At 73.3% G+C, this 24,279-nt stretch carries 21 protein-coding genes; 13 read left to right on the top strand and 8 right to left on the bottom strand.

Annotation, left to right across the window (positions count from 1 at the left end):
- Positions 1-18 precede the first annotated feature (18 nt).
- The gene (locus GH723_RS15605; protein WP_153760514.1) at positions 19-1,068 is read right to left on the bottom strand and encodes a LacI family DNA-binding transcriptional regulator; all 1,050 of its coding nucleotides are present in this window, start codon (positions 1,066-1,068) and stop codon (positions 19-21) included.
- Positions 1,069-1,180: 112 nt separating this feature from the next.
- Here GH723_RS15605 and GH723_RS15600 point away from each other — a divergent pair, with 112 nt between their 5' ends.
- Together GH723_RS15600 and GH723_RS19130 are read left to right on the top strand one after the other, a co-directional pair.
- Positions 1,181-1,333 carry a hypothetical protein gene (locus GH723_RS15600; protein ID WP_153760513.1) on the top strand — a complete coding sequence of 51 codons (153 nt, stop codon included), beginning with the start codon at positions 1,181-1,183 and terminating at the stop codon, positions 1,331-1,333.
- A 158-nt stretch (positions 1,334-1,491) separates the two neighbouring features.
- Positions 1,492-4,476: a S8 family peptidase gene (locus GH723_RS19130; protein WP_153760512.1), complete on the top strand. Its 2,985-nt coding sequence runs from the start codon at positions 1,492-1,494 to the stop codon at positions 4,474-4,476.
- Positions 4,477-4,530: 54 nt separating this feature from the next.
- On the opposite strand, the gene GH723_RS15590 is transcribed toward GH723_RS19130, so the two are convergent.
- A complete protein-coding gene (locus GH723_RS15590) occupies positions 4,531-4,989 on the bottom strand; it encodes a hypothetical protein (protein WP_153760511.1) in 459 nt (152 codons plus the stop codon).
- A 159-nt stretch (positions 4,990-5,148) separates the two neighbouring features.
- Between GH723_RS15590 and GH723_RS15585 the strand changes: the two genes are divergently transcribed.
- Entirely contained in the window at positions 5,149-5,544 is a 396-nt protein-coding gene (locus GH723_RS15585; RefSeq protein WP_153760510.1) for a hypothetical protein, read from the top strand.
- 3 nt (positions 5,545-5,547) lie between these two features.
- Here GH723_RS15585 and GH723_RS15580 read toward each other — a convergent pair whose 3' ends face one another.
- Entirely contained in the window at positions 5,548-6,771 is a 1,224-nt protein-coding gene (locus GH723_RS15580; protein ID WP_153760509.1) for an acyl-CoA dehydrogenase family protein, read from the bottom strand.
- A gap of 112 nt (positions 6,772-6,883) precedes the next feature.
- On the bottom strand, positions 6,884-7,306 hold the full coding sequence (locus GH723_RS15575) for a DUF4383 domain-containing protein (protein WP_407650247.1): 423 nt from the start codon (positions 7,304-7,306) through the stop codon (positions 6,884-6,886).
- Between the two features lie 156 nt (positions 7,307-7,462).
- Between GH723_RS15575 and GH723_RS15570 the strand changes: the two genes are divergently transcribed.
- The 7 genes from GH723_RS15570 to GH723_RS15540 all read left to right on the top strand — a co-directional run bounded on the left by GH723_RS15570 (position 7,463) and on the right by GH723_RS15540 (position 17,207).
- Positions 7,463-8,263 (top strand): hypothetical protein, encoded by an 801-nt coding sequence (locus GH723_RS15570; protein ID WP_153760507.1) that lies wholly within the window; start codon positions 7,463-7,465, stop codon positions 8,261-8,263.
- Positions 8,264-8,273: 10 nt separating this feature from the next.
- Positions 8,274-9,158, top strand: a complete 885-nt coding sequence (locus GH723_RS15565; RefSeq protein WP_153760506.1) for an SCO6745 family protein — start codon at positions 8,274-8,276, stop codon at positions 9,156-9,158.
- Positions 9,159-9,289: 131 nt separating this feature from the next.
- The gene (gene nirB / locus GH723_RS15560; protein ID WP_153760505.1) at positions 9,290-11,821 is read left to right on the top strand and encodes a nitrite reductase large subunit NirB; all 2,532 of its coding nucleotides are present in this window, start codon (positions 9,290-9,292) and stop codon (positions 11,819-11,821) included.
- Complete coding sequence (gene nirD / locus GH723_RS15555; protein ID WP_153760504.1) at positions 11,818-12,183, top strand: nitrite reductase small subunit NirD; 366 nt, start codon at positions 11,818-11,820, stop codon at positions 12,181-12,183. Before nirB ends, nirD begins: the two co-directional genes overlap by 4 nt.
- Before the next feature lie 72 nt (positions 12,184-12,255).
- The gene (locus GH723_RS15550; protein WP_195210362.1) at positions 12,256-13,368 is read left to right on the top strand and encodes a uroporphyrinogen-III synthase; all 1,113 of its coding nucleotides are present in this window, start codon (positions 12,256-12,258) and stop codon (positions 13,366-13,368) included.
- A gap of 156 nt (positions 13,369-13,524) precedes the next feature.
- Positions 13,525-15,093: a NarK family nitrate/nitrite MFS transporter gene (locus GH723_RS15545; RefSeq protein WP_153760502.1), complete on the top strand. Its 1,569-nt coding sequence runs from the start codon at positions 13,525-13,527 to the stop codon at positions 15,091-15,093.
- Between the two features lie 5 nt (positions 15,094-15,098).
- Complete coding sequence (locus GH723_RS15540) at positions 15,099-17,207, top strand: molybdopterin oxidoreductase family protein (RefSeq protein WP_195210361.1); 2,109 nt, start codon at positions 15,099-15,101, stop codon at positions 17,205-17,207.
- Here the strand turns inward: GH723_RS15540 and GH723_RS15535 are convergent.
- Positions 17,173-18,567, bottom strand: coding sequence for a DUF4349 domain-containing protein (locus GH723_RS15535; RefSeq protein ID WP_153760500.1), 1,395 nt, complete (start codon positions 18,565-18,567; stop codon positions 17,173-17,175). The two genes, GH723_RS15540 and GH723_RS15535, sit on opposite strands and share 35 nt — an antisense overlap.
- 101 nt (positions 18,568-18,668) lie before the next feature.
- On the opposite strand from GH723_RS15535, the gene GH723_RS15530 reads away from it, so the two are divergent.
- A complete protein-coding gene (locus tag GH723_RS15530; protein ID WP_153760499.1) occupies positions 18,669-19,706 on the top strand; it encodes an LLM class F420-dependent oxidoreductase in 1,038 nt (345 codons plus the stop codon).
- A 31-nt stretch (positions 19,707-19,737) separates the two neighbouring features.
- Positions 19,738-20,700, top strand: a complete 963-nt coding sequence (locus GH723_RS15525) for a ketopantoate reductase family protein (protein ID WP_153760498.1) — start codon at positions 19,738-19,740, stop codon at positions 20,698-20,700.
- 83 nt (positions 20,701-20,783) lie between these two features.
- On the opposite strand, the gene GH723_RS15520 is transcribed toward GH723_RS15525, so the two are convergent.
- Entirely contained in the window at positions 20,784-21,701 is a 918-nt protein-coding gene (locus tag GH723_RS15520) for a TIGR03564 family F420-dependent LLM class oxidoreductase (RefSeq protein WP_153760497.1), read from the bottom strand.
- A gap of 44 nt (positions 21,702-21,745) precedes the next feature.
- On the opposite strand from GH723_RS15520, the gene GH723_RS15515 reads away from it, so the two are divergent.
- Complete coding sequence (locus tag GH723_RS15515; protein ID WP_153760496.1) at positions 21,746-22,090, top strand: DUF952 domain-containing protein; 345 nt, start codon at positions 21,746-21,748, stop codon at positions 22,088-22,090.
- 67 nt (positions 22,091-22,157) lie between these two features.
- Here GH723_RS15515 and GH723_RS15510 read toward each other — a convergent pair whose 3' ends face one another.
- Both GH723_RS15510 and tesB read right to left on the bottom strand, forming a co-directional pair.
- A complete protein-coding gene (locus GH723_RS15510) occupies positions 22,158-23,393 on the bottom strand; it encodes a PQQ-dependent sugar dehydrogenase (RefSeq protein WP_153760495.1) in 1,236 nt (411 codons plus the stop codon).
- Positions 23,390-24,250: an acyl-CoA thioesterase II gene (gene tesB / locus GH723_RS15505; protein ID WP_153760494.1), complete on the bottom strand. Its 861-nt coding sequence runs from the start codon at positions 24,248-24,250 to the stop codon at positions 23,390-23,392. Before tesB ends, GH723_RS15510 begins: the two co-directional genes overlap by 4 nt.
- Positions 24,251-24,279: the final 29 nt, after the last annotated feature.

Genomic DNA, 24,279 nt, shown 5'->3' with positions numbered 1-24,279 from the left:
TTCACCGCAACAGGGGGGTCAGGACGGGACCGGCCCGACGGATCCTCGGCGCACGAGCTCGTGGGGGAGGACGATGTCGCCGCTCGGGCCTCCGCCGACGAGCTGGGCCGCCGCCCGGTACCCCTTGTCGTAGGCGGACTGGCGCACGGTCGTGAGGTTCAGGTGCGCGGCGCTCTCCTGGTCGTCGAAGCCGACGATGGTGATGTCGCCGCCGGGCACCCGGCCGGCGGCCGTCGCGGCGTCGAGGGCGCCGGCGGCGAGCTCGTCGGACAGGGCGATGATCGCGGTGGGTGGTCGGTCGGCGGCGAGCGCACGTGCGACGACCTCCTGGGCGGCGCTGCGGTGGTTGCGGCTCACCTCGTGCAGCACGATGCCGTCGCGGGGCACGCCGGCGGCGTCGGTGGCCTCGAAGGTCCCGGCGATGCGCTCGCGGGAGTTCAGGTAGACGCTGCGCGACAGGCGCTCACGGTCGATGGGTCCGTCGTAGAGGTCGTCGATCGTGCGGATCGACAGGACCAGCACGTGCCGGTGCCCGTAGGAGACGACCAGCTCGGCCAGCTCCCGCGACGCGCCCCGGTCGTCGATGCCGACGAACGGCACGCCCGGCAGCCGCGGCCCGTCGATCGTCACCAGTGGGATGCCCCGCCGTACGAGGACGTCGAGCGCCGGGTGGTCCTCGGGCATCGAGTACACGAGGCACCCGTCGATCACCGCGCTCCGCAGGGCGTCGCCGACCAGCCGCTGGGGCGGGAGGGGCACGACGAGGAGCCCGATGTCGGCCTCCTCGATCGCGGCGGCGACCCCCCGCAGGAGCTCGTGGGCGTGGGGGTCGCCGAACGCGTACTCGAGGGTCTCGGTCAGCAGGAGCCCGATGGCGTCGGCGCGACCGCGCCGGAGGCCCCGCGCCGCGGGGTCGGGGCCGGGGTAGCCGAGCTCGTCGGCGAGGGCGAGGATCCGCTCGCGGACCTCGGTCGACAGCTGGTCGGGACGGGACCAGGCGTTCGAGACCGTCGTGCGGGAGACGCCGAGGCGATCGGCCAGCGTCTGCAGGGTGACGCGCTGTGACACATGACCTCCGGTCGGGCGACGTGCGGGCACCCTAGTTCTGAATCGATGCAGTTACCGTGAGGGAGCGGTCCACTGGATCGATCAAGTAACCCTCCCCGCAGGAGTCCCCGACATGTCCGAGCCCATCTCCCTCTTCCACGTGCGGGACCACAGCCGTGACCTCGCCTTCTCGGCCCTCCCCCACGCCCCGGTGCGCCAGGCGCGCCGGACCGCCACCCGCACCCGTGCCCTCGTGCACCGGCTCCGGGGTCGCGCCCGCCGCTGACGTCCTCTCGGCGACGGTGAGCGGTCGCCACGCAGAGCGTCGGCACAACGACGACCTGTGGCATCCGTCACGTCGAGCGGCCTATCCTTCCGGCCGGCGGGACCGGGAGTGGGCGGTCGGGCCTGCCGCCACGACAGGTCCAACTCCCAGGAGGATCCATGGCCGCTCGCTCCCGTCCCGGCGCGTGGCGTCGGCGCGCCCTCGCGCTCGCCGCCCTCGCACTTCCGGGGCTGCTCGGTCCCGCGGCGGTGCCCGCCGCCGCCCAGTCCCCGGTCCCGACCGGGTCGTTCATCGTGCTCATGGCCGCCGACCCCGCGGCCAGCTACTCCGGCGACGTCGCCGGCCTCGCCGCCACCGACCCGGCGCCGGGCGAGGAGCTCGACCCCGACGCCCCCGAGGTGCAGGCCTACGTCGACCACCTGGCCGACGAGCAGGACGACGCCCAGGCGGCGGCCGGCGTCGCCGACGCCGCCGTCGGGCAGACCTACACCTACGCGCTCAACGGCTTCGAGGCCCAGCTGTCGGAGGACCAGGTCGTCGCCCTCGAGCGCCAGCCCCAGGTCGCCCGGGTCGTGCCGAACACGCTCCGCCAGCTGACCACCGACAACTCGACGGACTTCCTCGGCCTCGAGGGTCGCCGCGGCGTCTACGCCAGCGGCTACACGGGCGAGGACGTCGTCGTCGGCGTCATCGACAGCGGCATCTGGCCCGAGCACCCGTCGTTCGCCGACGACGGCAGCTACGCCCCGCTGCCCGGCTTCGAGGACCTGGCGTGCGACGTCGGCGCCACCGAGCACAACCCGCAGGACGCGCCGTTCGACTGCAACCAGAAGCTCCTCGGCGCCTACGACATGCGGATCACCTACAAGCAGGCGATCGGCCCCGAGGTCTACGACTCGGCCCGGGACTACGACGGTCACGGCACCCACACCGCCTCCACCGCCGCCGGCAACGCCGACGTGCGGGCCGAGATCTTCGGGTTGCGGCGTGGCACCGTGACCGGCGTGGCGCCCCGTGCGCGGGTCGTCGCCTACTCCGCGTGCGGCGAGCTCGGCTGCGTCACCTCCGACCTGGTCGCCGCGATCGAGCAGGCGGTCATCGACGGGGTCGATGTCATCAACTACTCGATCGGTGGCGGCGCGTCGCTCACCGACCCCGCCGACATGGCGTTCCTCGCCGCGGCCGACGCCAACGTCTGGGTCGCCACCTCGGCGGGGAACGACGGCCCCGGTCCCGAGACGATGGGCGGCCCGGCGACCGTGCCGTGGGTGACCTCGGTCGGCGCGAGCACCCAGGACCGCACGTTCGGCGCGCTGCTCTGGTTCGGGACGTTCAACCTGACCTTCGGGGCCAGCGTCACCCCGGGCACGCCAGGTCGGCTCGCGCTCGTCGACGCCGAGGACCTCGGCAACGCGCTGTGCGACCCGGCGGTCGGCTTCCAGGGGCAGGTCACCGGCGCCATCGTCCTGTGCGCCCGCGGCGCGGTGGCCCGCGTCGCCAAGAGCCAGGCCGTCGCCGACGCGGGTGGCGCGGGGATGATCCTCTACAACGAGGACGACGCCCAGGCGCTCGTGACCGACAACCACTTCGTGCCGTCCGTGCACGTCGACAACTCCACCGGGCTGCAGATCAAGGCCTACATCGACCGGTGGGGACGGTGGTCCCGGGCGATGATCTTCCAGAGCGTCCGCCTGCCCGACCAGGGATCGGTGATGGCGGACTTCTCCTCACGCGGCAGCAACCCGATCGCGCCCGACATCATCAAGCCCGACGTCACCGCGCCGGGCGTGAACATCCTCGCCGGCAACACGCCGACCCCCACGATCGGGGCGCCGGGTCAGCTGTTCCAGTCGATCTCCGGCACCTCGATGTCGAGCCCGCACGTCGCGGGGCTCTTCGCCCTCCTGCGCCAGGCCCACCCGGACTGGACGGCGGCGATGGCGAAGTCGGCGCTGATGACGACCGCCCGCCAGGACGTCGTCGAGGAGGACGGGGCGACCCCGGCGGATCCCTTCGACATGGGGGCCGGCCACGTCGACCCGTCCGGTCGCCCGACGGCCGCCGGCAGTCCGTTCAACCCCGGCCTCGTCTACGACGCCGGCTACCTCGACTACCTCGGCTTCCTGTGCGACGCCGACCCGGCGATCTTCGTCGACCCCCAGGCGGCGTGCCCGTTCCTCGAGAGCCTCGGCGTGCCCCTCCAGGCCACCGACCTCAACGTGCCGTCGATCGGTGTCGCGTCGGTCGCCGGCACGCAGACGGTGACCCGTCGCGTCACCTCGGTGGCCGGCGAGTCGGTCACCTACACGCCGCAGGTCGAGGCGCCCGCCGGGTACGCGGTGCACGTCGAGCCGGCCCAGCTCCAGCTGGCCCCCGGTGAGACGGGGACCTACTCGGTGACGTTCACCAACCAGGGCGCGCCGATCGGCGAGTGGCGGTTCGGGGCGCTCACGTGGCGGGGCGGCGGCTACGACGTCCGCAGCCCGATCGCGGTGCGTGCCGCGCTCTTCGAGGCCCCCGAGGCGGTGCAGGCGACGGGCACCGCGGGGACGGCCGAGATCCCGATCACGTTCGGCTACAGCGGCCCCTACGCGGCGTCGGCGCACGGCCCGGTGCCGGCCGAGCTGCTGGCCGGGTCGGTGGGGCAGGACCCGGACCAGACGTTCGACCCGACCGACACCGAGGGCGTCCTCGCCCTGCCCGTCGACCTCGCCGGCGTGGCGTTCCTCCGCCTGGCCCTCGACGAGGGTGACCTCGTCGATCCGCCGGAGGGCGTCGACCTCGACCTGTTCCTCGTGGACGGGACCGGGGCGGTGGTCGCCGAGTCCACGTCGGGCGGGACGAACGAGCTGATCGAGCTCGCCGGTCCGGCCGACGGCAGCTACACGCTGTACGTGCACGGGTGGCAGACCTTCGGCGAGGAGGTCGAGCTCGCGGTGCGCAGCTGGGCGGTGCCCGCCGAGCCGGGGACGGGAACCCTCTCGATCGTCGACGCGCCGGCCGCCGCCGTGCTGGGGGAGACCGGCACGATCACCGTCGAGTGGTCGGGCCTCGATGTCGGCACCGAGTACCTCGGCGTGGTGGCCCACGCCGACGGGAGCGGCCTCGTCGGTCTGACCCTGGTCGAGATCGCGACCGGCTGATCGATCCGACGCCGGGGGGTCGTCGCGCCGTCGGCGCGGCGGCCCCCGTCGGTGTCATCCGATCGAGTGCGGCTCCTCCGGTCGGCCGCAGAGCGACGGGTCCCCGGTGGCGCCGCCGTGGTAGCGGTACTGCCGTCCGTCGACCTCGAGGATGATCCGCACCCCCTCGGTGAGCACCTGCGGGTACATCATCCCGGGCTGGGGGCACCCGAGCGAGGCGTCGCTCCACGTGACCGCCTCGACGCTCACCACCCCGACGTCGGCGGGATCGACGTCGAGCCGGGCCGCGAGGTCGGCGACGGCCGCGTCGGACTGCCCGGTGCGGGCGGGTTCCTGGTCGTCCACCTCGTCGTCCTCCGTGCTCGGGGTCGTGGTCGTCGCCGCAGCGGCGGAGGTCGTCGTCGCGTCGGAGCCGGTCTCGCCGTCGTCATCGTCGCCGCACCCGGTGGCGAGCACGACGAGCGCGACGGCGACGGCGAGGAGCCGGTGGCGTCGGTCGGATCGGCGAACCATGCGGATCGGACGCTACTGCGGGCGCCGTGGTTCCCGTGGCCCGGCTGGCCCGCACGGTGGCCGGCCCGCCACCATCGGTGAGAACGGTTCTCGTCGCCCGGACGTCGCGGCACAATGGGTGGCGTGAGGAGCTCCGGCGGGGGACGAACAGGTCGAGCGGTGGCCGCTGCGGTCGTCGTCGCGCTCGGGTCGACGGCGTGCCTCGGTGGCGAGTCAGAGGCATGCGAGAGCCTCCGGGAGATCCCGCCCGGGATCGAGGAGATCACCACGCAGGGCGGGGACCGCACCGAGCGGGCGACGTGGTTCGCGATCCTCACGTCAGGGGTCGTCGCCGCCGAACCGGACTCGCGCGCCCAGATGGCCGCCGCGGTCTCCGCCGACCGCGACGGCTACGAGCGCATCACCGACGCGGTCGAGGGGCTCGACGCCGAGCTGGCCCTGCTGCACCAGGCGGCCTCCGACCCCGAGCGCGGGGTCACGATGTCGAGCGCCCCCGACACCCTCGCCGCCGTGACCGAGCTGTCGGCCTTCGTCGGCGAGGAGTGCGACGGCTGACCTCTACCGGGACAGCAGGTCCCGGGCGATGTGCGTGATCTGGATCTCGTCGGTCCCCGCGTAGATCTGCAGGACCTTCGCGTCGCGGGCGAGCTGCTCGACGCGAAACTCCGACATGTAGCCGTTGCCGCCGAAGAGCTGGACGGCCTCGAGGGCGACCTCGGTGGCGGCCCGCGCGGCGTAGAGCTTCATGGCCGACGCCTCGGCGAGCGTCATGGTCCGGCCGACGGCGCCGAGCTCGATGGTGCGGAACACGAGGTTCTGCACGTTGAGCCGCGCCACCTCCATGCGGGCGAGCTTGTCCTGGATGAGCTGGAACTCGCCGATCGGCTTGCCGAACTGGACCCGGTCCTTCGCGTACTGGACGCTCAGCTCGAGGCACTCCTCGATGATGCCGAGGGCCATCGCGGCGACGCCGGAGCGCTCCTGCTGGAACGTGGCCTTGGCTCCCTCGCGGCCGCCCGAGGGGAGGTCCTCGGTCTCGCCGATGAGCCGATCCCGACCGACGCGCACGTCGGTGAGGAACAGCTCGCCCGTGGGGGAGGAGTGCATGCCCATCTTGCGGAGCGGCTTCGACTGCTCGAAGCCCGGCATCCCGCGGTCGAGCACGAAGCTGAGGATCTTGCGGTCCTCGGGCGGGTTGCCCTCGTCGAGCTTGCAGATGAACACCGTCGTGTCGGCGTAGGGCCCGTTGGTGATGAACGTCTTGGAGCCGTTGAGCACGTACTCGTCGCCGTCCCGGCGCGCCGTGGCGCGCATCGACCCGAACGCGTCGGACCCCGAACCGGGCTCGGTGATCGCCCACGCCCCGACCTTGTCCATCGTCAGCAGGTCGAGGGCCCAGCGCTCCTTCTGCGCCGTGGTGCCCTTCGACATGATCGCCGAGGACGTGAGGCCCATCGAGACGCCCATCGCGGTGACCATCCCGGGGCAGACGCGGCAGAGCTCGACGATCGGGATGAGCGTCATGCTGCCATCGCCGTTGCGCTCGCCGGTGGGCTCATCGACGGCCTCGCCCGCGGCGGCTGCCTTCTCGCGGGCGATGCGCTTCTCGAACGACGCCCGCGCCATCTCGTCCATGCCGAAGGTGCGGAAGAGCTTGCGGAGGATGTCGTAGGGCGGCATGTCGCCGTGCTCGAGCTCCTCGACGTGGGGCCGGACCTCCTCGTCGACGAAGCGGCGCACGGCGTCGCGCACCATCTTCTGCTCGTCGGTCCAGTCGATCATGGGTGGCGCACCTCCGGGTCGGCCGGGCGGGCGCCCGGGCTCTACAACGTAGAGCCCGGGCGCCCGGGCCTCGGCGTCGGCCGTCCCGGAGGCGCGGACCCGTCGGGACGGATCAGTGCTCCATTCGACGACGACCGCTGCCCGTCAGGGCGACCCCCAGGGCGACCATCCCGACGCCGAGCCCGAGGTGCAGCCAGTCGTCGGCCGTGTTGAGCGGCACGAAGTTGGCGTCGCTGTCGTGGTCGATCGCCAGGCCGTAGACGAAGAGGAGGAGGTAGATGACGCCTCCGCCGATCAGGAACGCGCGGGAGCCGCTGATCGAGCGCGACATCGCCAGGCCGGCGACGCCGAAGGCCAGGTGCACGACGTTGTGGAGGACGCTGACCTGGAAGATCCCGAGCAGCATGGCCTCGGACTCGTGGCCGGCGAGCTCCATCGTGTCGTAGTCGGTCGTGATCCCGGGGATGAACCCGAGGACGCCGACGAGGAGGAACACCGCGCCGACGACGGCCGTTGCCGTCTGCACCGCGGTCATCTCCCGACCGGCCCCCCTGCTCATGGCTCGTGTCATCGGTGACCCTCCCTCGCTCGTGGAGGACGGGAGGGTTCCCCCTGGGGCCCCTCGTGATGCATCGGGCCGCGACCGGTACCCTCCTGCCGCACCGTCCGTCTCCGCCACGAGGTCCACGACGTGTCCGCAGGTCGCCAGTCTTCCCGCCCGTACGTCGCGCGCATCGTGGCGCTCGTCGTCGCTGCGTCCCTCCTGTCGGTCGGGTGCGGCGACGGCGAGGAGGGCGCGGTCGCCGACCTCTCCTCGCTCGTGACCACAACGACCGGCGTGCCTGCGACCACCACCACGCAGGCCGCGCCCTCCTCGACAACCACCGTGCCGCCACGCCCGCTCAGCGCCGACGACCTCCGCACCGTGCTCCTCCGCCCGGAGGACCTGCCCGACCACTTCGTCGCCGGCGAGCAGATCGAGGGCGACACCGCCTTCGTGACCGATCCGGCCGACTGCGGGGAGGCGCTCGCTGCGGGCGAGCCCGCCGACGTCAGCCTCGGGACGACGTACGTCGACCCGAACGTGTACCTCGCCTACGAGAGCTACGCCGACCACACTCCCGGGCGGGTCGACGACCTCGCGCCGTTGCGCGCTGCTCTCCGCGGTCCGTGCTCGGAGCCGTTCACGACCGACCTGAGCGGGATCCCCTCGGTGCAGCGCTTCGACCTCCTTCCCGATCCGGACCTGGGCGACGACGCCGTCGCCGCGCGTCTCGAGGTCGAGTTCGTGCAGGAGGGCCATGCCGTCGTCGGCGAGGCGTTCGTCGTGACGTTCCAGCGCGACGACGTCCTCGTCCAGGTCCAGGCGGTGACGGGAGACGCCCCGAGCGCCGGCCTCGCGGCCGCCGACCTCGACCTGGAAGACGTCCTGCGCGTCGCACGCCGCATCGAGGATCGGCTCGCGGCCCTGCAGGACGGTCGAGGCGCGTAGCGTCCGAGCCGTGGACGAGACGAGTGAGCGGGACGAGGCGGCGGCACGGCGGTTGTGGACGCTCTACGAGCACGTCCACGCCGTCACCTACTTCGCACCGGAGGCCCGTCAGGCCTACGAGGACGTCGGCGTGCGCGGCTTCTGGCGGGGCTACTTCGCGGGGCGGGCCGCACCGATGGGGCAGGTGGGCCCGGGCGTGGTCGAGGCCACCTTCTTCGGCTTCCACCGCGAGTTCGTCGCGCGGGCTCTCCCGTCGGTCTGGGAGATGGCGCCGCCCACCGAGGTGCTGGCGGCTCGCGACGCCGGCGCGGCGCGCGCCCTGCGGGGGCTGGCCGAGCGGTTCGACCTGGACGACGATGCGGCCGAGGAGGCGGGCTCGCTCCTCGTCGACGCCGCGATGGACGCCGACCCCGCTGGTCGTCCGCTGTTCGCCGCCAACCGCGACGTCGCCGTGCCGACCGACCCGTGGGCCCGGCTGTGGCACGGGGCGACGCTGTGGCGCGAGCACCGCGGCGACGGTCACGTGGCTGCGCTCGTCGTCGCCGGGCTCGGCGGGTGCTCGGCGCACGTGCTCCGGCTGGCCGCCGACGGCGAGGACCCTGCCCTCCTGCGCTCGGCGCGGGGGTGGCCCGACGACGAGTGGTCCGCCGCGTCGGCGTCGCTCGTCGCCCGGGGGCTCATGCGTCCCGACGGCACGGTCACCGACGAGGGCCTCGGCCTCCGCACGGAGGTCGAGCGTCGCACCGACGAATCGGCTGGCGCGCTCGTCCGTCGTGCCGGCGCCGACGCCGTCCGACGGCTCGACGCCCTCCTGCGCCCGATCGCGGCGGCCGTGCAGCGCTCGGACCTGCTGCCGTACCCGAACCCGATCGGGCTCTCGCCGCCGCCGGACTGAGCGCACATCACACGGCCGATCCGAGCTCGTGAGGCGGATCACGGCCGCGGGTGCCGTCGCTGCGGCGAGCGTCGCACGGGCGTCACCCACCGGTGATCCGGGGGCAACGGCGACGCGGTTGGCTCGACCTCATGGCCGCACCCCGAACTCGCACCCTGGTCGTCGTCGGCAACGGCATGGTCGGGCAGAAGCTCGTCGACCTCGTCCTCGACGGCGACGTCGACCGGCGGTGGCGGATCGTCGTGATCGGCGAGGAGCCACGGCCCGCCTACGACCGGGTCGCCCTGTCCAGCTGGTTCGACGGCCGCACCGAGCACGACCTGTCGCTCGTCCGCCCCGAGGTGCTCGAGGACGAACGCCTCGACCTGCGCGTGGGTCGCACCGTGGTCGACATCGACACAGCGAGCCGGTTCGTGCGGCTCGACGACGGGACGATGGAGCCCTACGACGAGCTCGTGCTCGCCACCGGCTCGACTCCGTTCGTGCCCCCGATCCCCGGTGTCGACCTGCCCGGGTGCTTCGTGTACCGGACGATCGAGGACCTCGTCGCCATCCGCGACCGTGCGCTCGCCGGGAGTCGACGGGTCGGTGCGGTGATCGGTGGCGGGCTCCTCGGGCTCGAGGCGGCCAACGCCCTGAGGCTGCTCGGCCTCGAGACCCACGTCCTCGAGATGGCGCCGCACCTCATGCCCCAGCAGCTCGACGAGCCAGCGGCCCGCATGCTCGGCCGCTGGCTCGACGAGCTCGGTGTCGCGGTGCACTGCGGCGTCTCGACCACCGAGCTGGTGGGCGGGCCGGACGGCATCCGCGCCGTGCGATTCGCGGAGGGCGACGACCTGGAGGTCGACCTCGTGGTCGTCTCCGCCGGGGTGCGGCCCCGGGATGCCCTCGGGCGGGCGGCAGGCCTCGAGGTGGGCGAGCGAGGCGGCGTCGTCGTCGACGACCTCTGCCGCACGAGCGCACCCTCGGTGTCGGCGATCGGCGAGGTCGTCTGCCACGACGGGAGGGTCCACGGTCTCGTCGCGCCCGGCTACGAGATGGCGCGCGTCGTCGCCGATCGGCTGGTGGGCGAGGGGGCGGCACGCTTCGCCCCGGGGCTGCCCTCGACCAAGCTCAAGCTCATGGGCGTCGCCCTCGCGTCCTTCGGCGAGACCCGGGCCGGGGAGGGCACCGAGGCCCTCGTGCTCTCCGACCCCGTGCGCAAGGTGCACCGCACCCTCGTCGTCGACTCGTCGACGGGCGCGCTGCGCGGCGGCATCCTCGTCGGCGACACCGAGGGGTACGACCTCCTCAGCCTCATGGCCTCGGGCGACGTTCCCACGCCGACCGACATCGGCACCTTCCTCTCGCCCGTCTCGGCCGACGCGTCGCCTGCCATCGGTCCCGACGCCCTTCCCGACGCCGCCCAGATCTGCTCGTGCAACGCGGTGACGAAGGGCGCGATCTGCGGGTCGATCGCCGACGGGGCGCACACCGCCAAGGAGGTCGGTGCGTGCACCGGTGCCGGCACCGGGTGCGGCGGGTGCGTCCCGACGGTCAACCGCATCCTTCACGCCGAGCTCGACCGCCTCGGCCTGACGGTCGACCGCCGGCTCTGCGAGCACTTCGACCTGACCCGCCAGGAGCTCTACGACCTCGTCCGCTTCCACCGGCACACGACCTGGGCCGAGGTGCGCGACGCCCACGGGTCCGGATACGGCTGCGAGATCTGCCGACCGGTCGTGGCGTCGATCCTCGCCTCGCTGACCGGGCGGTACGTCCTCGACGGCGACCACGCCTCGCTGCAGGACACCAACGACCACGCGCTCGCCAACATGCAGCGCAACGGCACCTACTCGGTCGTGCCGCGCGTGCCCGGCGGGGAGATCACCCCGGCGCAGCTCATTGAGCTCGGCCGCATCGCCGAGGATTTCGGGCTCTACACGAAGATCACCGGCGGTCAGCGGATCGACCTGTTCGGCGCCCGCCTCGACCAGCTCCCGGCCATCTGGGAACGGGTGATCGCAGCCGGCATGGAGTCCGGTCACGCCTACGGCAAGGCGCTGCGCACCGTGAAGTCCTGCGTCGGCGACACGTGGTGTCGCTACGGCGTGCAGGACTCGGTCGGGATGGCCATCCACGTCGAGCTCCGCTACCGCGGGCTGCGCGCGCCGCACAAGATCAAGGCGGCGGTGTCCGGGTGCGCCCGTGAGTGCGCCGAAGCTCGCTCGAAGGACGTCGGGGTCATCGCCACCGAGGCCGGCTGGAACCTCTACGTCGGCGGCAACGGCGGGACGGCGCCCCGGCACGCCGAGCTGCTCGCCGCCGACCTCGACGACGAGACGCTCCTGCGCTACATCGACCGCTTCCTCATGTTCTACGTGCGCACGGCCGATCGTCTCCAGCGGACCGCAGCCTGGATCGAGGAGATGGACGGCGGCCTCGACCACGTCCGCGCCGTGGTGGTCGACGACGTGCTCGGCATCGCCGAGGAGCTCGAGGCGGACATGGCACGACACGTCGGGTCCTACGAGTGCGAGTGGCAGGCGACCCTGCAGGACCCCGCCCGCCGGGCCCGGTTCGTCGAGTTCGTCAACGCGCCGGAGGTCGTCCACGACCCCGGCTGGACCGAGGTGCGGGGCCAGCGGGTGCCGCTGCCGACGAGACGAGAGGTGCAGGTGTGAGCACGACGACGATCCCCACCACATCGGTCGAGGCGTGCCGCCTCGACGCGCTGACCCCTGAGCGCGGGGTCGCCGTCGTGGTCGACGGCGTCCGGGTGGCGCTCTTCCGCGTGGTCGGCGGCTCGGCCGGGGCCGGCGGCGACGAGGTGCTCGCCGTGGACCACGTCGACCCCTTCACCGGGGTCGCGGTCCTCGCGCGCGGGCTCGTCGGCTCGGTCGGGGAGCGGCTCGTGGTCATCTCGCCGCTCCACAAGCAGCGCTTCGACCTCCGCACCGGGGAGTGCCTCGACGACCCCGATGTGGTCTTGCGCACGTGGCGGACCCACGTCGTCGACGGCGTGGTGCACGTCGAGAGCCGGTGAGCGGCCGCGACATCATCGTGCCGTGAAGGGGACGAAACGTCCCCGAAACCCCCGACGGCGACGATGCCCCGCATGCTGAGCGGACCACTGGCGGGCTACGTGATCGGGGTGACCGCCGACCGGCGCGCCGGCGAGCAGATCCAGCTGCTGGAGCAGCGGGGGGCCGAGTGCCTGCACGGGCCGGTCATCCGCACCCACCCGCTCGGGCCGGAGGAGGACCTCGAGCGGGCGACGAAGGAGCTGATCGCCCGCCCGCCCGAGTTCGTCCTGCTGACGACCGGCATCGGCGTGCGCGGGTGGCTGGAGGCCGCCGAGGCCCTCCACCTGGCCGACGACCTCCTCGACGCGCTGTTCGGGGCGACCGTCTACGCCCGCGGACCGAAGGCGGCGGGGGCCGCCCTCACCGGCGGGATCGAGGTCACGTGGAGCTCCCCCGACGCCCGGTCGGCAGCGCTCGTCGCCCAGCTCGCCACCCAGGACGTCGCCGGGGCTCGGGTGGCGGTCCAGCTCGACGGCGCGCTCGGCGCCGAGCTGTGCCGGGCCATCGAGGCGCTCGGCGCCGAGCCGGTGCCCGTGCCCGTCTACCGGTGGTCGCTGCCCGACGACGTCGGCCCGGCCGTGCGGCTGGTGCGGGCCGTGGTGGACGGTCGGGTCGACGCGGTGACGTTCACCGCCCGCCCGGCGATCGACAACCTGTTGGAGATCGCCGCCGAGGTCGGGCTCGTCGACGAGGTGATGGCCCGGTTGGGCGGCGACGTGGCCGTGTTCTGCGTGGGCCCGGTGTGCAGCGCCCACGCCCGCGACGTCGGCATCGCGCCCGTCGAGGAGCCGGCGCGCGCCCGCCTCGGCGCCCTCGTGCAGCACCTGACGACGTGGTTCGGCGGGCGTGACACCGAGTTGGAGCTGGCCGGCCACGCCGTGCGGCTGCACGGCCGGGTGGTGACCGTGGACGGCGGCGATCCGGTGCGGTTGTCCGAGCGTGAGCGGGGCCTGCTCAGCGCCCTCGCCGCCCGACCGGGCGCCGTGCACTCGAAGCGCACGCTCCTGCGGGCCGTCTGGGGTGGCACGGAGGCCGACGAGCACGTCGTCGAGGTCACGATCGGACGGCTGCGGCAGCGCCTCGGTCCCGCCGGTGAGGGCATCGAGACCGTCGTCCGCCGTGGCTACCGCCTCAGCCCCCTCTGACCCGGACCCTCCACGGGCGCGCGGGCGGGGGTTCACACCGGGCGGCGGCGGGTGTGCGCGGGCGCACGAGACGGGCCGGCGGGGGTGCGTCGGGTGCGCGGCGGCGTTCACCCCGCCGAACCCCGAGCGAAACCGCCCGGCGGTTGGATGCCGACCATGAGCCCCTCATCGACCCTCGCACCGGCGACGGCACGGCACCACGACGCAGCGCGTCGGGTCGCCGGCCTGTGGAGCTTCACCGGCAAGCACCGCGTCCTCCACCTCACGTGGTTCGCGTTCTTCCTCAGCTTCGTGGTGTGGTTCAACTTCGCCCCGTTCGCCAACACGATCCAGGATCAGCTGGGGCTCACCGACGTCCAGCGCAAGACGATCGGACTCGTCAACGTCGCCCTCACGGTGCCGGCCCGGCTCTTCATCGGCATGGCGCTCGACCGGTGGGGGCCGCGTCGGGTCTATGCGGGCATCCTCACCTTCGCCGTCGTCCCCAACACCGCCTTCGCCCTGGCCCAGAGCTTCGAGGCGCTGATGTTCAGCCGCCTGGCCCTGTCGGTCGTCGGCGCGGGCTTCGTCGTCGGCATCCGCATGGTGTCGGAGTGGTTCCCGCCGAAGGAGGTCGGCACGGCCGAGGGCGTCTACGGCGGGTGGGGGAACTTCGGCTCCGCCGCCGCGGCGTTCTCGCTGCCCGTCGTCGCCGGTCTCCTCGGCGGCGACGACGGGTGGCGCTGGGCGATCGGCGGCACCGGGGTGGTCGCCGCGGCCTACGGGCTCGTCTACCTGCGGGCCGTCACCGACACGCCGGAGGGCGTCACCTACGCCCGGCCCCGCCGACAGGGTGCGCTCGAGGTGACCTCGCCGGGCGGCGTCGCCGGGCTCGCGGCCATCACCGTGCCGATCAACGCCGTGCTGCTCCTCATCGCCTGGCGGATCTGGATCGCCGACGCCATCAGCGACGCCGTGTTCGTCGGGAGCTTCGTCGTCGTGGTGGCGCTGCTCCTCGTGCAGGAGGTCGCGGTGTTCCGGGTGAACCGGCCGGCGCTGCAGCGGTCCTACGCCGAGGAGGACCGCTACCCGTTCCGCTCGGTGGCGGCGCTCTGCATCGCCTACTTCGCGACCTTCGGGTCGGAGCTCGCCGTCGTGACCATGCTCCCGTCGTTCTTCGCCGACACGTGGGGCCTCGGCCCGGCGCTCGCCGGCGCGGCGGCGTCGGGGTTCGCGTTCATGAACCTCGTCGCCCGTCCGGTCGGCGGCCTGCTGTCGGACCTGCTCGGCAGCCGGACGCGGACGCTGTCGGTCCTCCTCGTCGGCCTGATCGCGGGCTACTCGCTGATGGCGCTCGTCGGGTCGAGCTGGCCCTGGTGGCTCGCCGTCGTCGCCTGCATGTGCTGCTCGTTCTTCGTGCAGTCCGGCGAGGGCGCGGTCTTCGCCGTGGTGCCGCTGGTGAAGAAGCGGGTCTCGGGCCAGGTCGCCGGCCTGGCCGGGGCGTTCGGGAACGTCGGCGCCGTCGTCTTCCTCACCGCCCAGCTCTACGTCAGCAGCCAGGTCTTCTTCCTCCTCATCGCCGGCGCCGCCGTCGTCGCCCTGGCGGCGACCGCCTTCCTCCTCGTCGAACCGAAGGGGAGCTTCGACGAGGAGCTCGCGGTCGACGAGCCGGCGGTCCCGGAGCGGGTGGTCGCCGACCGCGGCGCCCGCTCGCCGCAGCCCGTCGTCGTCCCGGTGGGCTGGTGATCTCGGTGGCGTCGACGCACACCCACTGCCCGTACTGCGCGCTCAACTGCGGTCTGGCGCTCGAGACCGAGGGCGGTGAGCTGACCGGCCAGGGGCGGTGGAAGGGCTCGCCGCTGACCGGCGGGGCGCTGTGCGCGAAGGGTGCCGCCGCGTGGCAGCAGGTCCGCCACCGCGACCGCCTGCGCCTGCCCCTCGTGCGGGAGGGCGGACGGCTGGTCGAGACCGACTGGGAGACCGCCCTCGACCGAGTGGCCGAGGGCTTCCTGCGCATCCGGGAGGCGCACGGTGTCGACGCCAACGCCGTGCTCTCCGGCGGCTCGCTGACCAACGAGAAGGTGTACCTGATGGGCAAGCTCGCCCGTCTGGCCCTCGGCACGCGACACGTCGACTACAACGGCCGGATGTGCATGGTGAGCGCCGGCGCGGCGAACACCATGGCGTTCGGGATGGACCGGGCGATGACCCCGCTGTCGGAGATCGAGCGGGCCGACGTGGTCGTCGTCGTGGGGGCCAACCTCTCGGCGGCGTACCCCGTCGTGGTCCCGAAGGCGCTCGAGCGGGTGCGGCGCAAGGGCGGACGGATCATCGTGATCGACCCCCGCGCCGGGCGGTTCGTCGCCGACGAGGACCTGCACCTCGCGCTCGCGCCGGCCACCGACGCCGTCCTGGCCAACGGGATCCTGCGGGAGATCGCCCGCAACGGCTGGGTCGACGAGGCGTTCGTGCGGGACCGCACCGTGGGGTTCGACGACGCCCTCGACGCAGCGATGGCGTGGACGCCCACCGAGGTCGAGCGGGTGACCGGCGTGCACGAGGACCGCATCCGGGAGGCCGCGCGCCTCATCGGCCGCGCCGACCGCGTGATGTACCTGCACGCCCGCGGTCCCGAGCAGCAGGCGGCGGGGACGATGAACGTGTTGTCGCTCATCAACGTCGCGCTCGCCCGTGGCCACGTCGGTCGGCCCGGTTGCGGCATCGACATGCTGACCGGCCAGCGCAACGGCCAGGGCGGCCGCGAGTGGGGCCAACGCTGCAACCAGCTGCCCGCCGGCCGCGACATCGAGTCGCCCGAGCACCGCGCCGAGGTGGCCGCCGCCTGGGGTGTCGACCCGGCGGTCCTGCCGGGACGGGGCCGGACCTACATCGAGATCCTCGACATGGTGGAGCGGGGGGAGGTCCGGGGCCTGCTGTCGATCAGCACCAACATGCGGGTGTCCGCCCCCGACTCGGGACGTGTCCCGGCCACGCTCGACCGCCTGGACCACCTCGTCGTCATCGACCCGTTCCTCTCCGAGTCGGCGGAGCACGCCACGGTCGTCCTTCCGGGCTCGACGTTCGGCGAGGAGGACGGCACGGTCACCACCATCGAGGGCCGGGTCGTGCGCGTCGATCAGGCGGTGCCGCCGCTCGCTCGCCGCGGCGACATCGACGTCATCCGCAACCTCGCGCGCCGGCTCGGTGCGGGGGAGCACTTCCGCTTCTTCACCGGCGCCGAGGTGTTCGAGGAGATGCGGGCCGTGTCGAGGGGCGGGCCGATCGACTACTCCGGGATCACCTGGGATCGGCTGCGTGACGACGGCGGCGTGTTCTGGCCATGCCCGGCCGAGGACCACCCGGGGACACCGCAGCTCTACACCGAGCGCTTCGCCCACCCCGACGGCCGCGCCCGGTTCCACGCCGTCGTCCCCGAGGCGCCGCCGGTGGTGGTGGACGAGCGCCACCCGCTCGTGCTCACCACGGGACGAGTCCTCGCTCACTACCTCTCCCGCAACCAGACCCGTCGCATCGAGGCGCACGAGCGCCTGGCTCCGGCCCCGATCCTCGAGGTCCACCCCGCGACCGCGGCGGCGCTCGACCTGGTGGAGGGTCAGCCGGTCCAGGTCGAGAGCCGGCAGGGAACGATCGTGCTCGACTGGGTCGCCAACGAGCGGATCCGGCCGGACACCCTCTTCGTCCCGTACCACTGGGAGGTCGTGAACCGGCTGACGGCGTCGTTGCTCGACCCCATCAGCAAGATCCCGGCCTTCAAGTACACGCCGGTGTCGGTCGCACCCCTGGGGGCGGACGTCCCCGTCGCGCTCAGCTCGTCGTCGACAGCGTCGGCTCGTCGTTGACGCGCTCGCTCGACCGGCGCCGCCACCACCACACGGCGGCGGCGAGCGGCACGAGCAGCACCAGGAGCGGGACGACGAGGCCGGCGGCCATCACGACGATCCCGAACACCGTGCCGAGCACCGACAGGCCGGTGCCGAAGGCGTCGCCGAAGCCGGGGAGCGACTCGTCCTCCTCGACCACCAGGTCCACCGGCGTGGTCGACGACTCGACGCCGACCCGGAGGCGGGTGCCCGCGTCGTCGAGGGCGGCGGCGCTGACGTCAGGGGCGGGGCGCTCGTCGGGGTCGGCGGTGAACGCACCCCAGGCGACGACCACGTCGCCGGGCGCGAGGACCGCGTCCTCCTCCCAGTCGACGAGGGTGACGTCATCGGGGTCGAGCCCGAGCTGGTGGTCGCGCACCTCGATCTCCGTCAGGTCGACGTTGCCGCGGTTCTCGATGCGCAGGCACAGCACGCCGTCGTCGCCCTCGTCGAGCGTCAGCTCGTCGTCGCCCGGGCAGCGGGCACCGTCGTCGTCGCCGGCGTACGCCGTGACCTCGACGTCCATCTGCGGCTCGGCCGCGGGCTGGGAGATCTCGAGGGTGATCGTCGCCAGGCTCACCTGGCCCTCGAGGGTGCGGAGCTGGCCCCGCATCTGCTCGAGGGCGGTCTCGCGCTGGAGGAGCTGGCCCTCGAGGGCGGCGATCGCCTCGACCGACGGGGCGTCGGCGAGCAGGTCCCGCAGGCGGGCGACCGATACCTCGGTGCTCGAGATCTGGCTCTGGAGGTCGACGACCCGCTCGGTGACGTCGTCGGCCGTGACGTCTTGGCGGACGACCTCCCCCACGCCGCTCAGAGCGTCGAGCGCCTCGCCGAAACGCTCCGGCGGCACCTTGAAGACCAGCACCGTGCGGGGCTGGGGGTCGGTCGTCGTCTCCTGCCCGAACACGACGCCGCCGACCGCGGTCACCGCCTGCTGCGCCTCGCGGCTGGCCGCAGTGACGTCGTCGGCCTGCAGCTCGACCGCGGCGGTGTAGATGATCGACCGGCCGAGATCGACGGGCGTGACGACGACCGGGTCGGCCGCCGAGCCCGCCTGGTCCTCCCGCGGCGCACCACCCTCGGCCGCGGTGCCGTCGCCGCCACCGTCGTCCGCCGCCTCGTCGTCGCCTCCGCCGTTGGTCGCCCCGTCGCCGGACTGCTCGACACCGTCACCCCCTGCATCGCCCTCACCCGACGGGGCGGCGGTCGCGTCGGTCGCGGCGTCACCGCCGCTCATCTCGTCGTCGCCGCCGCCAGAGCAGCCTGCGACGACCATCGTCGCCACCAGCAGCACCGCCGCCAGCCGACCGGATCGCCGCAGGAGGAGTCGAGCACGCATGGGACCGCCCTTTCGTCGTCGTCGGCGGATCAGACGTGCCCGGGGGCGCTCCGGTTCCCGCCGGGGCGCGGACGGTGCCGCGGCTGTGCAAGGGTGACCCCATGAAGATCGGAATGGGGATCAGCTACACGGGGGACCCGAAGGCCGCCGGCGACCGCGCCGCGGACCTCGAGAGCGCCGGAGTCGACATGCTGTGGGTGGCGGAGCTGTACAGCTTCGACGCCGTCAGCATCCTCGGCTACCTCGCCGCGCGCACCGAGCGCGTCGAGCTCGCGTCGGGCATCCTCCCGCTCTACTCACGCAGCCCGGCGCTGATCGGCATGACCGCGGCCGGCCTCGACGCCGTGTCGGGTGGCCGGTTCGTGCTCGGCCTCGGCGCCTCGGGTCCGCAGGTGATCGAGGGTTGGCACGGCGTGCCGTACACCAAGCCCCTGGCGGCCACCCGCGACGTCATCGAGATCTGCCGGAAGGTGTGGCGGCGCGAGGTCGTCGAGCACCACGGCGAGGTGTACGAGCTGCCGCTCCCGCCCGACCAGGGCACCGGCCTCGGCAAGCCGCTGAAGATCATCAACCACCCGGTCCGCGAGGACATCCCGATCTACATCGCGAGCCTCGGCCCGAAGAACGTGCAGATGACCGCGGAGATCGCCGACGGCTGGCTGCCGACGATCTTCCACCCCGACAAGGCCCGCGAGGTGTGGGGCCCGGACCTCGACGCCGGCTTCGCCCGGCGCGACGACGCCCTCGGCCCCATGGACGTCGCCGTCGGCAGCACCGTCGCCATCTGCGACGAGCACACCGCGCAGAAGCTGAAGGACCAGCTCCGGCCGGGGCTCGCCCTCTACGTCGGCGGCATGGGCGCTCGCAACCGCAACTTCTACAACAACACGTTCAAGAAGTACGGGTACGAGAAGGAGGCGGCCGAGATCCAGGACCTCTTCCTGTCGGGCAAGAAGGAGGAGGCCGCCGCCGCCATCCCGCAGGACTACCTCGACGCCGTCGCCATCGTCGGCGACGAGGGACGCGTCCGCGACCGCATCCAGGCCTACAAGGAGGCCGGGGTCACCCAGCTGCGGATCAGCCCGGCGGGCGACGACAAGCTCGGCCTGGTCGAGAAGGTCAAGGCCTGGGCCGAGTAGGTCCGCCCAGCCGGCCGGGGAGGAGGTCGCCGTGCGGTTCGTCGTCTACGGGGCAGGAGCGATCGGTGGCGTCGTCGGCGGTCGCCTCTTCGAGCACGGCCACGACGTCACGCTGATCGCACGCGGCGAGCACCTGCGGGTCATCCAGTCCGTCGGGCTGCGCGTCGACTCCCCGGGCGGCAGCATCACGCTCGAGATCCCGGCCGCGGCGTCGCCACGGGAGGTGCAGTGGCACGGCGACGAGGCCGTCCTGCTGTGCGTGAAGGGCCAGGACACCGTCGGCGCCCTCGACGACCTTCGCCTCGCCGCGCCTCCGAGCGTGGCGATCTTCTGCCTGCAGAACGGCGTCGCCAACGAGCGCGAGGCGCTGCGCCGCTTCGCGCACGTCCACGGCGTGACGGTGATGGCCCCGACCGGCCACCTCGAACCCGGCGCGGTGCAGGCGTGGTCCGACCCGATCGCCGGCATGTTCGACGTCGGTCGCTACCCCTCGGGTGTCGACGGTGCCGACGAGGCGTTCGCCCAGGCGTGCGAGGAGTCTCGACTCCAGTCGATCCCGCGCCCCGACATCATGCGGTGGAAGCACGCCAAGCTCCTGATGAACCTGGGCAACGCGGTGCAGGCCCTCTTCGAGGGGCAGGACGGTGCGGACGAGGTGGCGCGGGCGGCGCGGGCCGAGGGGCGCGAGGTGTTCGCGGCCGCAGGCATCGACCACGCGTCGGCGGAGGAGGACCGGGAGCGGCGGGGCGACGTGCTGCAGATCGGCGCGATCGATGGCCTCGAGCGAGGTGGCGGCTCCACCTGGCAGAGCCTGGCCCGAGGTCAGGGCACGGTCGAGACCGACCTGCTCAACGGCGAGATCACGTTGCTCGGGCGCCTGCACGGCGTCGCCACGCCGATCAACGAGCGGCTGCAGCGCTGGATGGCGGCGGCCAACGCCGGCGGCGCCGCCCCCGGCTCGGCCGACCTCGCGGCCTTCCTCGCCGAGGGCTGAGCGCACGGTCCGTGCAGCGTGGGGAACGGCCCCCGTCCCCGCTGCTTCACAGAGTGTGCCGACGGCGGCGCGCCGGCCGAGGGTCAGTCGTTGGCGAGGTCCTTCAGCAGAGCCCGGGTGCGGGCGCGCGAGGCGCCCCGGTCGTCGCCGACCGGGAAGATCGCGGCCCACACGTCCGTGGCGCCGGCGTCGAACAGCCCGGTGATCTGCGCGGCGACCGACTCCTCGTCGCCCACGATCGCGGCCTGGGCCGGACCCTCGACCCCGCCGTGCTCGAGGATGCGCTGGTAGTTGGGCAGCTGGCCGTAGACGACGAACTGCTCCGCCGCCGCGGCCCGCGCGGCGTCGACGTCGTCGGTGACCGCGACGGGGAGCCCGGCGACGATGCGCGGTGCGGGCCGACCGGCGGACTCCGCGGCGCGGGTGATGCGGGGAGCGACGTGCGACTCGATGGCGCGGGCGTTGCCCATCCAGAGCACCGTGCCGTCGGCCATCGCCCCGGCGACCCGCAGGAGGCGCGGCCCGAGGGCCGCGACGAGGAGCGGCACGCGGTGTGTCGGCGGGGCGGCGCGCCCGGCGCCGTGCAGCGTCCAGTCCTCGCCCTGCACGTCGACCTCCTCGCCGCGCAGGAGCGGCGCGAGGATCTCGACGTACTCCTCGGTGTGGCGGCCGGCGTGCCCGTAGTCCATGCCGTAGACGCCCTCGATCACCGGGTGGTGCGACGGGCCGATGCCGAGGGTGAACCCCTCGCGGCCCATGGCCGCCGCGACCGACGCGGCGCGGTTCGCCTGGAGCACCGGATGGCACGTGTAGGTCTGCACGATCGAGGTCCCCAGCTCGATCGTCGAGGTCTCCCGCCCCGCCATGGCCATCGCCACGAGCGGGTCGCCACCGATGGCGCCCGGGTACCAGAGCGCGGCGAAGCCGTCGGCCTCCGCCCGCTTCGCCTGCTCGATCATCTTGTCGACGCTGGACGCGCCCCCACTGAGTCCGATTCGCATGGAGGGCACCCTATCGACAGCCGTCGGTCGGCCAGGATGGGCCGGTGATCTACCACATCGCCCGACGCGCCCTCTGGGACGAGGCGGTCCGGACCGGCCGCTACGAGCAGTCCACCGTCGACCGGACCCTCGCCGAGGAGGGCTTCATCCACGCCAGCCGGGCCGAGCAGGTCCAGGGCGTGGCCGACCGCTACTACCAGGACGTCGCCGAGGAGCTGGTGCTGCTCGTGATCGATCCGGACCGCCTCGACGTCGAGCTGCGGTACGAGGCCCCGCCTGGTCGGGGCGAGAGCTTCCCCCACCTGTACGGCCCGCTCGACCCCGCCGCCGTCGTCGAGGTGCGCCCGCTGCCGCGGGACGCCGACGGCCGCCTCGTCATCGAGACCTGACCGCTCGGCGTCGATTCGACGTCGATTCGACGCCGAGGTGGCAGGTCGCGGAGGTGGCAGGCCGCCGTCAGGCGGGGTCGATGCGGTAGATCCCGCCCGCCAGCGAGAGGACGTAGAGCTCGCCGTCGGCCCCCTCGGCGAACGACGCGACCTGGCCGCCGGGCACGTCGACGTCGAGGGCGCGCTCGTCGACGAGGACCCCGTCGCGCACGAGCAGCGCCCGGATCGTGGGGTCGCAGTAGTCGGAGTACAGGTACGCCCCTCGCAGCCCGGCCAGCGCCTCGCCCCGGGAGACGTAGCCGCCGGTGATCGAGCAGCCCGGCCCGTGCTCGTAGTCGAAGATCGGTGCGACGTAGCCCTCGGGCTCCGGGCCGCCGTCGTAGGGCAGGCTGCCCTCGAAGATCGGCCAGCCGAGGTTGGCGCCCCGGCCCGGGGGCTCGTCGCCGCTCGCCGGCACGACGGTGACCTCCTCGACCGCGTTCTGGCCGACGTCGGCGATCCAGAGGTCGCCCGTCTCGCGGTCCCACGAGTACCGCCAGGGGTTGCGCACGCCGATCGTCCAGACCTCCGGCGCGGCGTCGAGGTCCGCGGGGTCGAAGCGCAGGATCGAGCCGAGCACGTCCGACGGGTCCTGGGCCGTCCGCAGCGGGTCGCCGCCCCCGCCGCCGTCGCCGAGGCCGAGGTAGAGGTGGCCGTCGGGTCCGAACGCCACGTGGCCGCCGTTGTGGTTGGCGTAGGGCTGGCCGGTGGCGAAGACCGGACGACGGGAGTCGGGGAGCACGGCGTCGCCGTCCACGTCGTAGACGTCGAGCTGGGTGTCGCCCGACGTGTCGGTGTAGCTGAGGAAGAGCTGCGTGCCGTCGGGCGAGAACGCCAGGCCGAGCAGGCCGCGCTCCCCGTCGGTGGTGGTGCCCACGTCGAGGACCGGTTCACCGACCTCGATCTGGGTGCCGGCGTCGACCGGCGTCCGCGTGAGGGGACGCACCGTGCCGCCGCGCTCGGCCACGTAGAGCACGTCGGACCCCGGGCGGCTCGCCATCGCGGTCGGCGCGTCGAGCGAGGCGATCTCGGTGAGGGTGATCGCGGCGCCGGAGAGGTCCTCGACCGAGCTCGGCGGTTCGGGCTCGGTGGTCTCGGTGGTGGAGCTCGACGGCGGGCCCGTCGTGGACGTGGTGGTCACGTCGGGCACGACGGCGGTCTGCCCGGTGACGTCGCCGTCGTCGTCGCCGGCGCAGGCGCCGAGGAGGAGGGGCAGGACGACGGCGAGGGCGGCCCGTCGCGACCGCGGCCGCCGGCGCGTCACCCGCCCACCACCCGGATGAGGCCCTCCTGCACGACCGAGACGGCCAGCTGCCCGTCGTGGGTGAAGATCGACCCGCGTGCGAGGCCTCGGGCGTTCGACGTCGACGGCGTGTCCTGGCTGTAGAGCAGCCACTCGTCGGCACGGAACGGCCGGTGGAACCACATGGCGTGGTCGAGGCTCGCCATCATCATCTCGCCGCCGCCCCAGCCCGACCGGCCGTGGGGGAGCAGCGTGGTGTCGAGCAGGGTCATGTCCGACAGGTAGGCGAGCACGCAGGTGTGCAGGACCGGGTCGTCGGGGAGCCGACCGTCCGCCTTCATCCACACCCGCGACATCGGGGGCATCTGCTCGTCGGAGTCCGGGGCGACGAAGTCGACGTGGCGCATGTCGATCGGCCGTGGTCGGTGGAACCAGTCGCCCATCATCTCGGCCCACGGCGCCATGCGGCTGCGGAAGTCGGGGATCGTCTCGGGGTCCGGCGCCTCGGGCATCTCGAGCTGGTGCTCGAGCCCGCCCTCGACCACCTGGTAGGAGGCCGACATGTTGAAGATCGCCTTGCCGTGCTGGATGGCGACGACCCGCCGCGTCGTGAACGACCGCCCGTCACGGATCCGGTCGACCTCGTAGAGGATCGGCACGGTCGGGTCCCCCGGGCGCAGGAAGTAGCCGTGGAGCGAGTGGACCTTCCGGTCCTCGTCGACGGTGCGCGTCGCGGCCATGAGAGCCTGCGCCGCCACCTGGCCCCCGAACACCCGCTGGCGGTCCTCGTCGGGACTGGTCCCCCGGAAGATGTTGACCTCGATCGCCTCGAGGTCGAGGAGGTGGACCAGGTCGTCGACGGCCTGCTGGTCGGGCATCGGGCCATCGTCGCACGTTCGTCGGCTCA

Origin of the sequence: Actinomarinicola tropica, from assembly GCF_009650215.1 — a bacterium.
GTDB classification, from domain to species: Bacteria; Actinomycetota; Acidimicrobiia; order Acidimicrobiales; family SKKL01; genus Actinomarinicola; species Actinomarinicola tropica.
Note: the sequence above shows the minus strand (reverse complement) of the source record. Positions and strands in the feature narration are given on the sequence as shown.

What these genes read in the sequence shown, in the direction of transcription:
- GH723_RS15600 (WP_153760513.1), top strand. Translation starts at nt 1,181, where the DNA reads ATGTCCGAGCCCATCTCCCTCTTCCACGTGCGGGACCACAGCCGTGAC.
- GH723_RS19130 (WP_153760512.1), top strand. Translation starts at nt 1,492, where the DNA reads ATGGCCGCTCGCTCCCGTCCCGGCGCGTGGCGTCGGCGCGCCCTCGCG.
- GH723_RS15590 (WP_153760511.1), bottom strand. Translation starts at nt 4,989, where the DNA reads ATGGTTCGCCGATCCGACCGACGCCACCGGCTCCTCGCCGTCGCCGTC.
- GH723_RS15580 (WP_153760509.1), bottom strand. Translation starts at nt 6,771, where the DNA reads ATGATCGACTGGACCGACGAGCAGAAGATGGTGCGCGACGCCGTGCGC.
- GH723_RS15575 (WP_407650247.1), bottom strand. Translation starts at nt 7,306, where the DNA reads ATGACCGCGGTGCAGACGGCAACGGCCGTCGTCGGCGCGGTGTTCCTC.
- nirB (WP_153760505.1), top strand. Translation starts at nt 9,290, where the DNA reads ATGGCCGCACCCCGAACTCGCACCCTGGTCGTCGTCGGCAACGGCATG.
- GH723_RS15550 (WP_195210362.1), top strand. Translation starts at nt 12,256, where the DNA reads ATGCTGAGCGGACCACTGGCGGGCTACGTGATCGGGGTGACCGCCGAC.
- GH723_RS15545 (WP_153760502.1), top strand. Translation starts at nt 13,525, where the DNA reads ATGAGCCCCTCATCGACCCTCGCACCGGCGACGGCACGGCACCACGAC.
- GH723_RS15535 (WP_153760500.1), bottom strand. Translation starts at nt 18,567, where the DNA reads ATGCGTGCTCGACTCCTCCTGCGGCGATCCGGTCGGCTGGCGGCGGTG.
- GH723_RS15530 (WP_153760499.1), top strand. Translation starts at nt 18,669, where the DNA reads ATGAAGATCGGAATGGGGATCAGCTACACGGGGGACCCGAAGGCCGCC.
- GH723_RS15520 (WP_153760497.1), bottom strand. Translation starts at nt 21,701, where the DNA reads ATGCGAATCGGACTCAGTGGGGGCGCGTCCAGCGTCGACAAGATGATC.
- tesB (WP_153760494.1), bottom strand. Translation starts at nt 24,250, where the DNA reads ATGCCCGACCAGCAGGCCGTCGACGACCTGGTCCACCTCCTCGACCTC.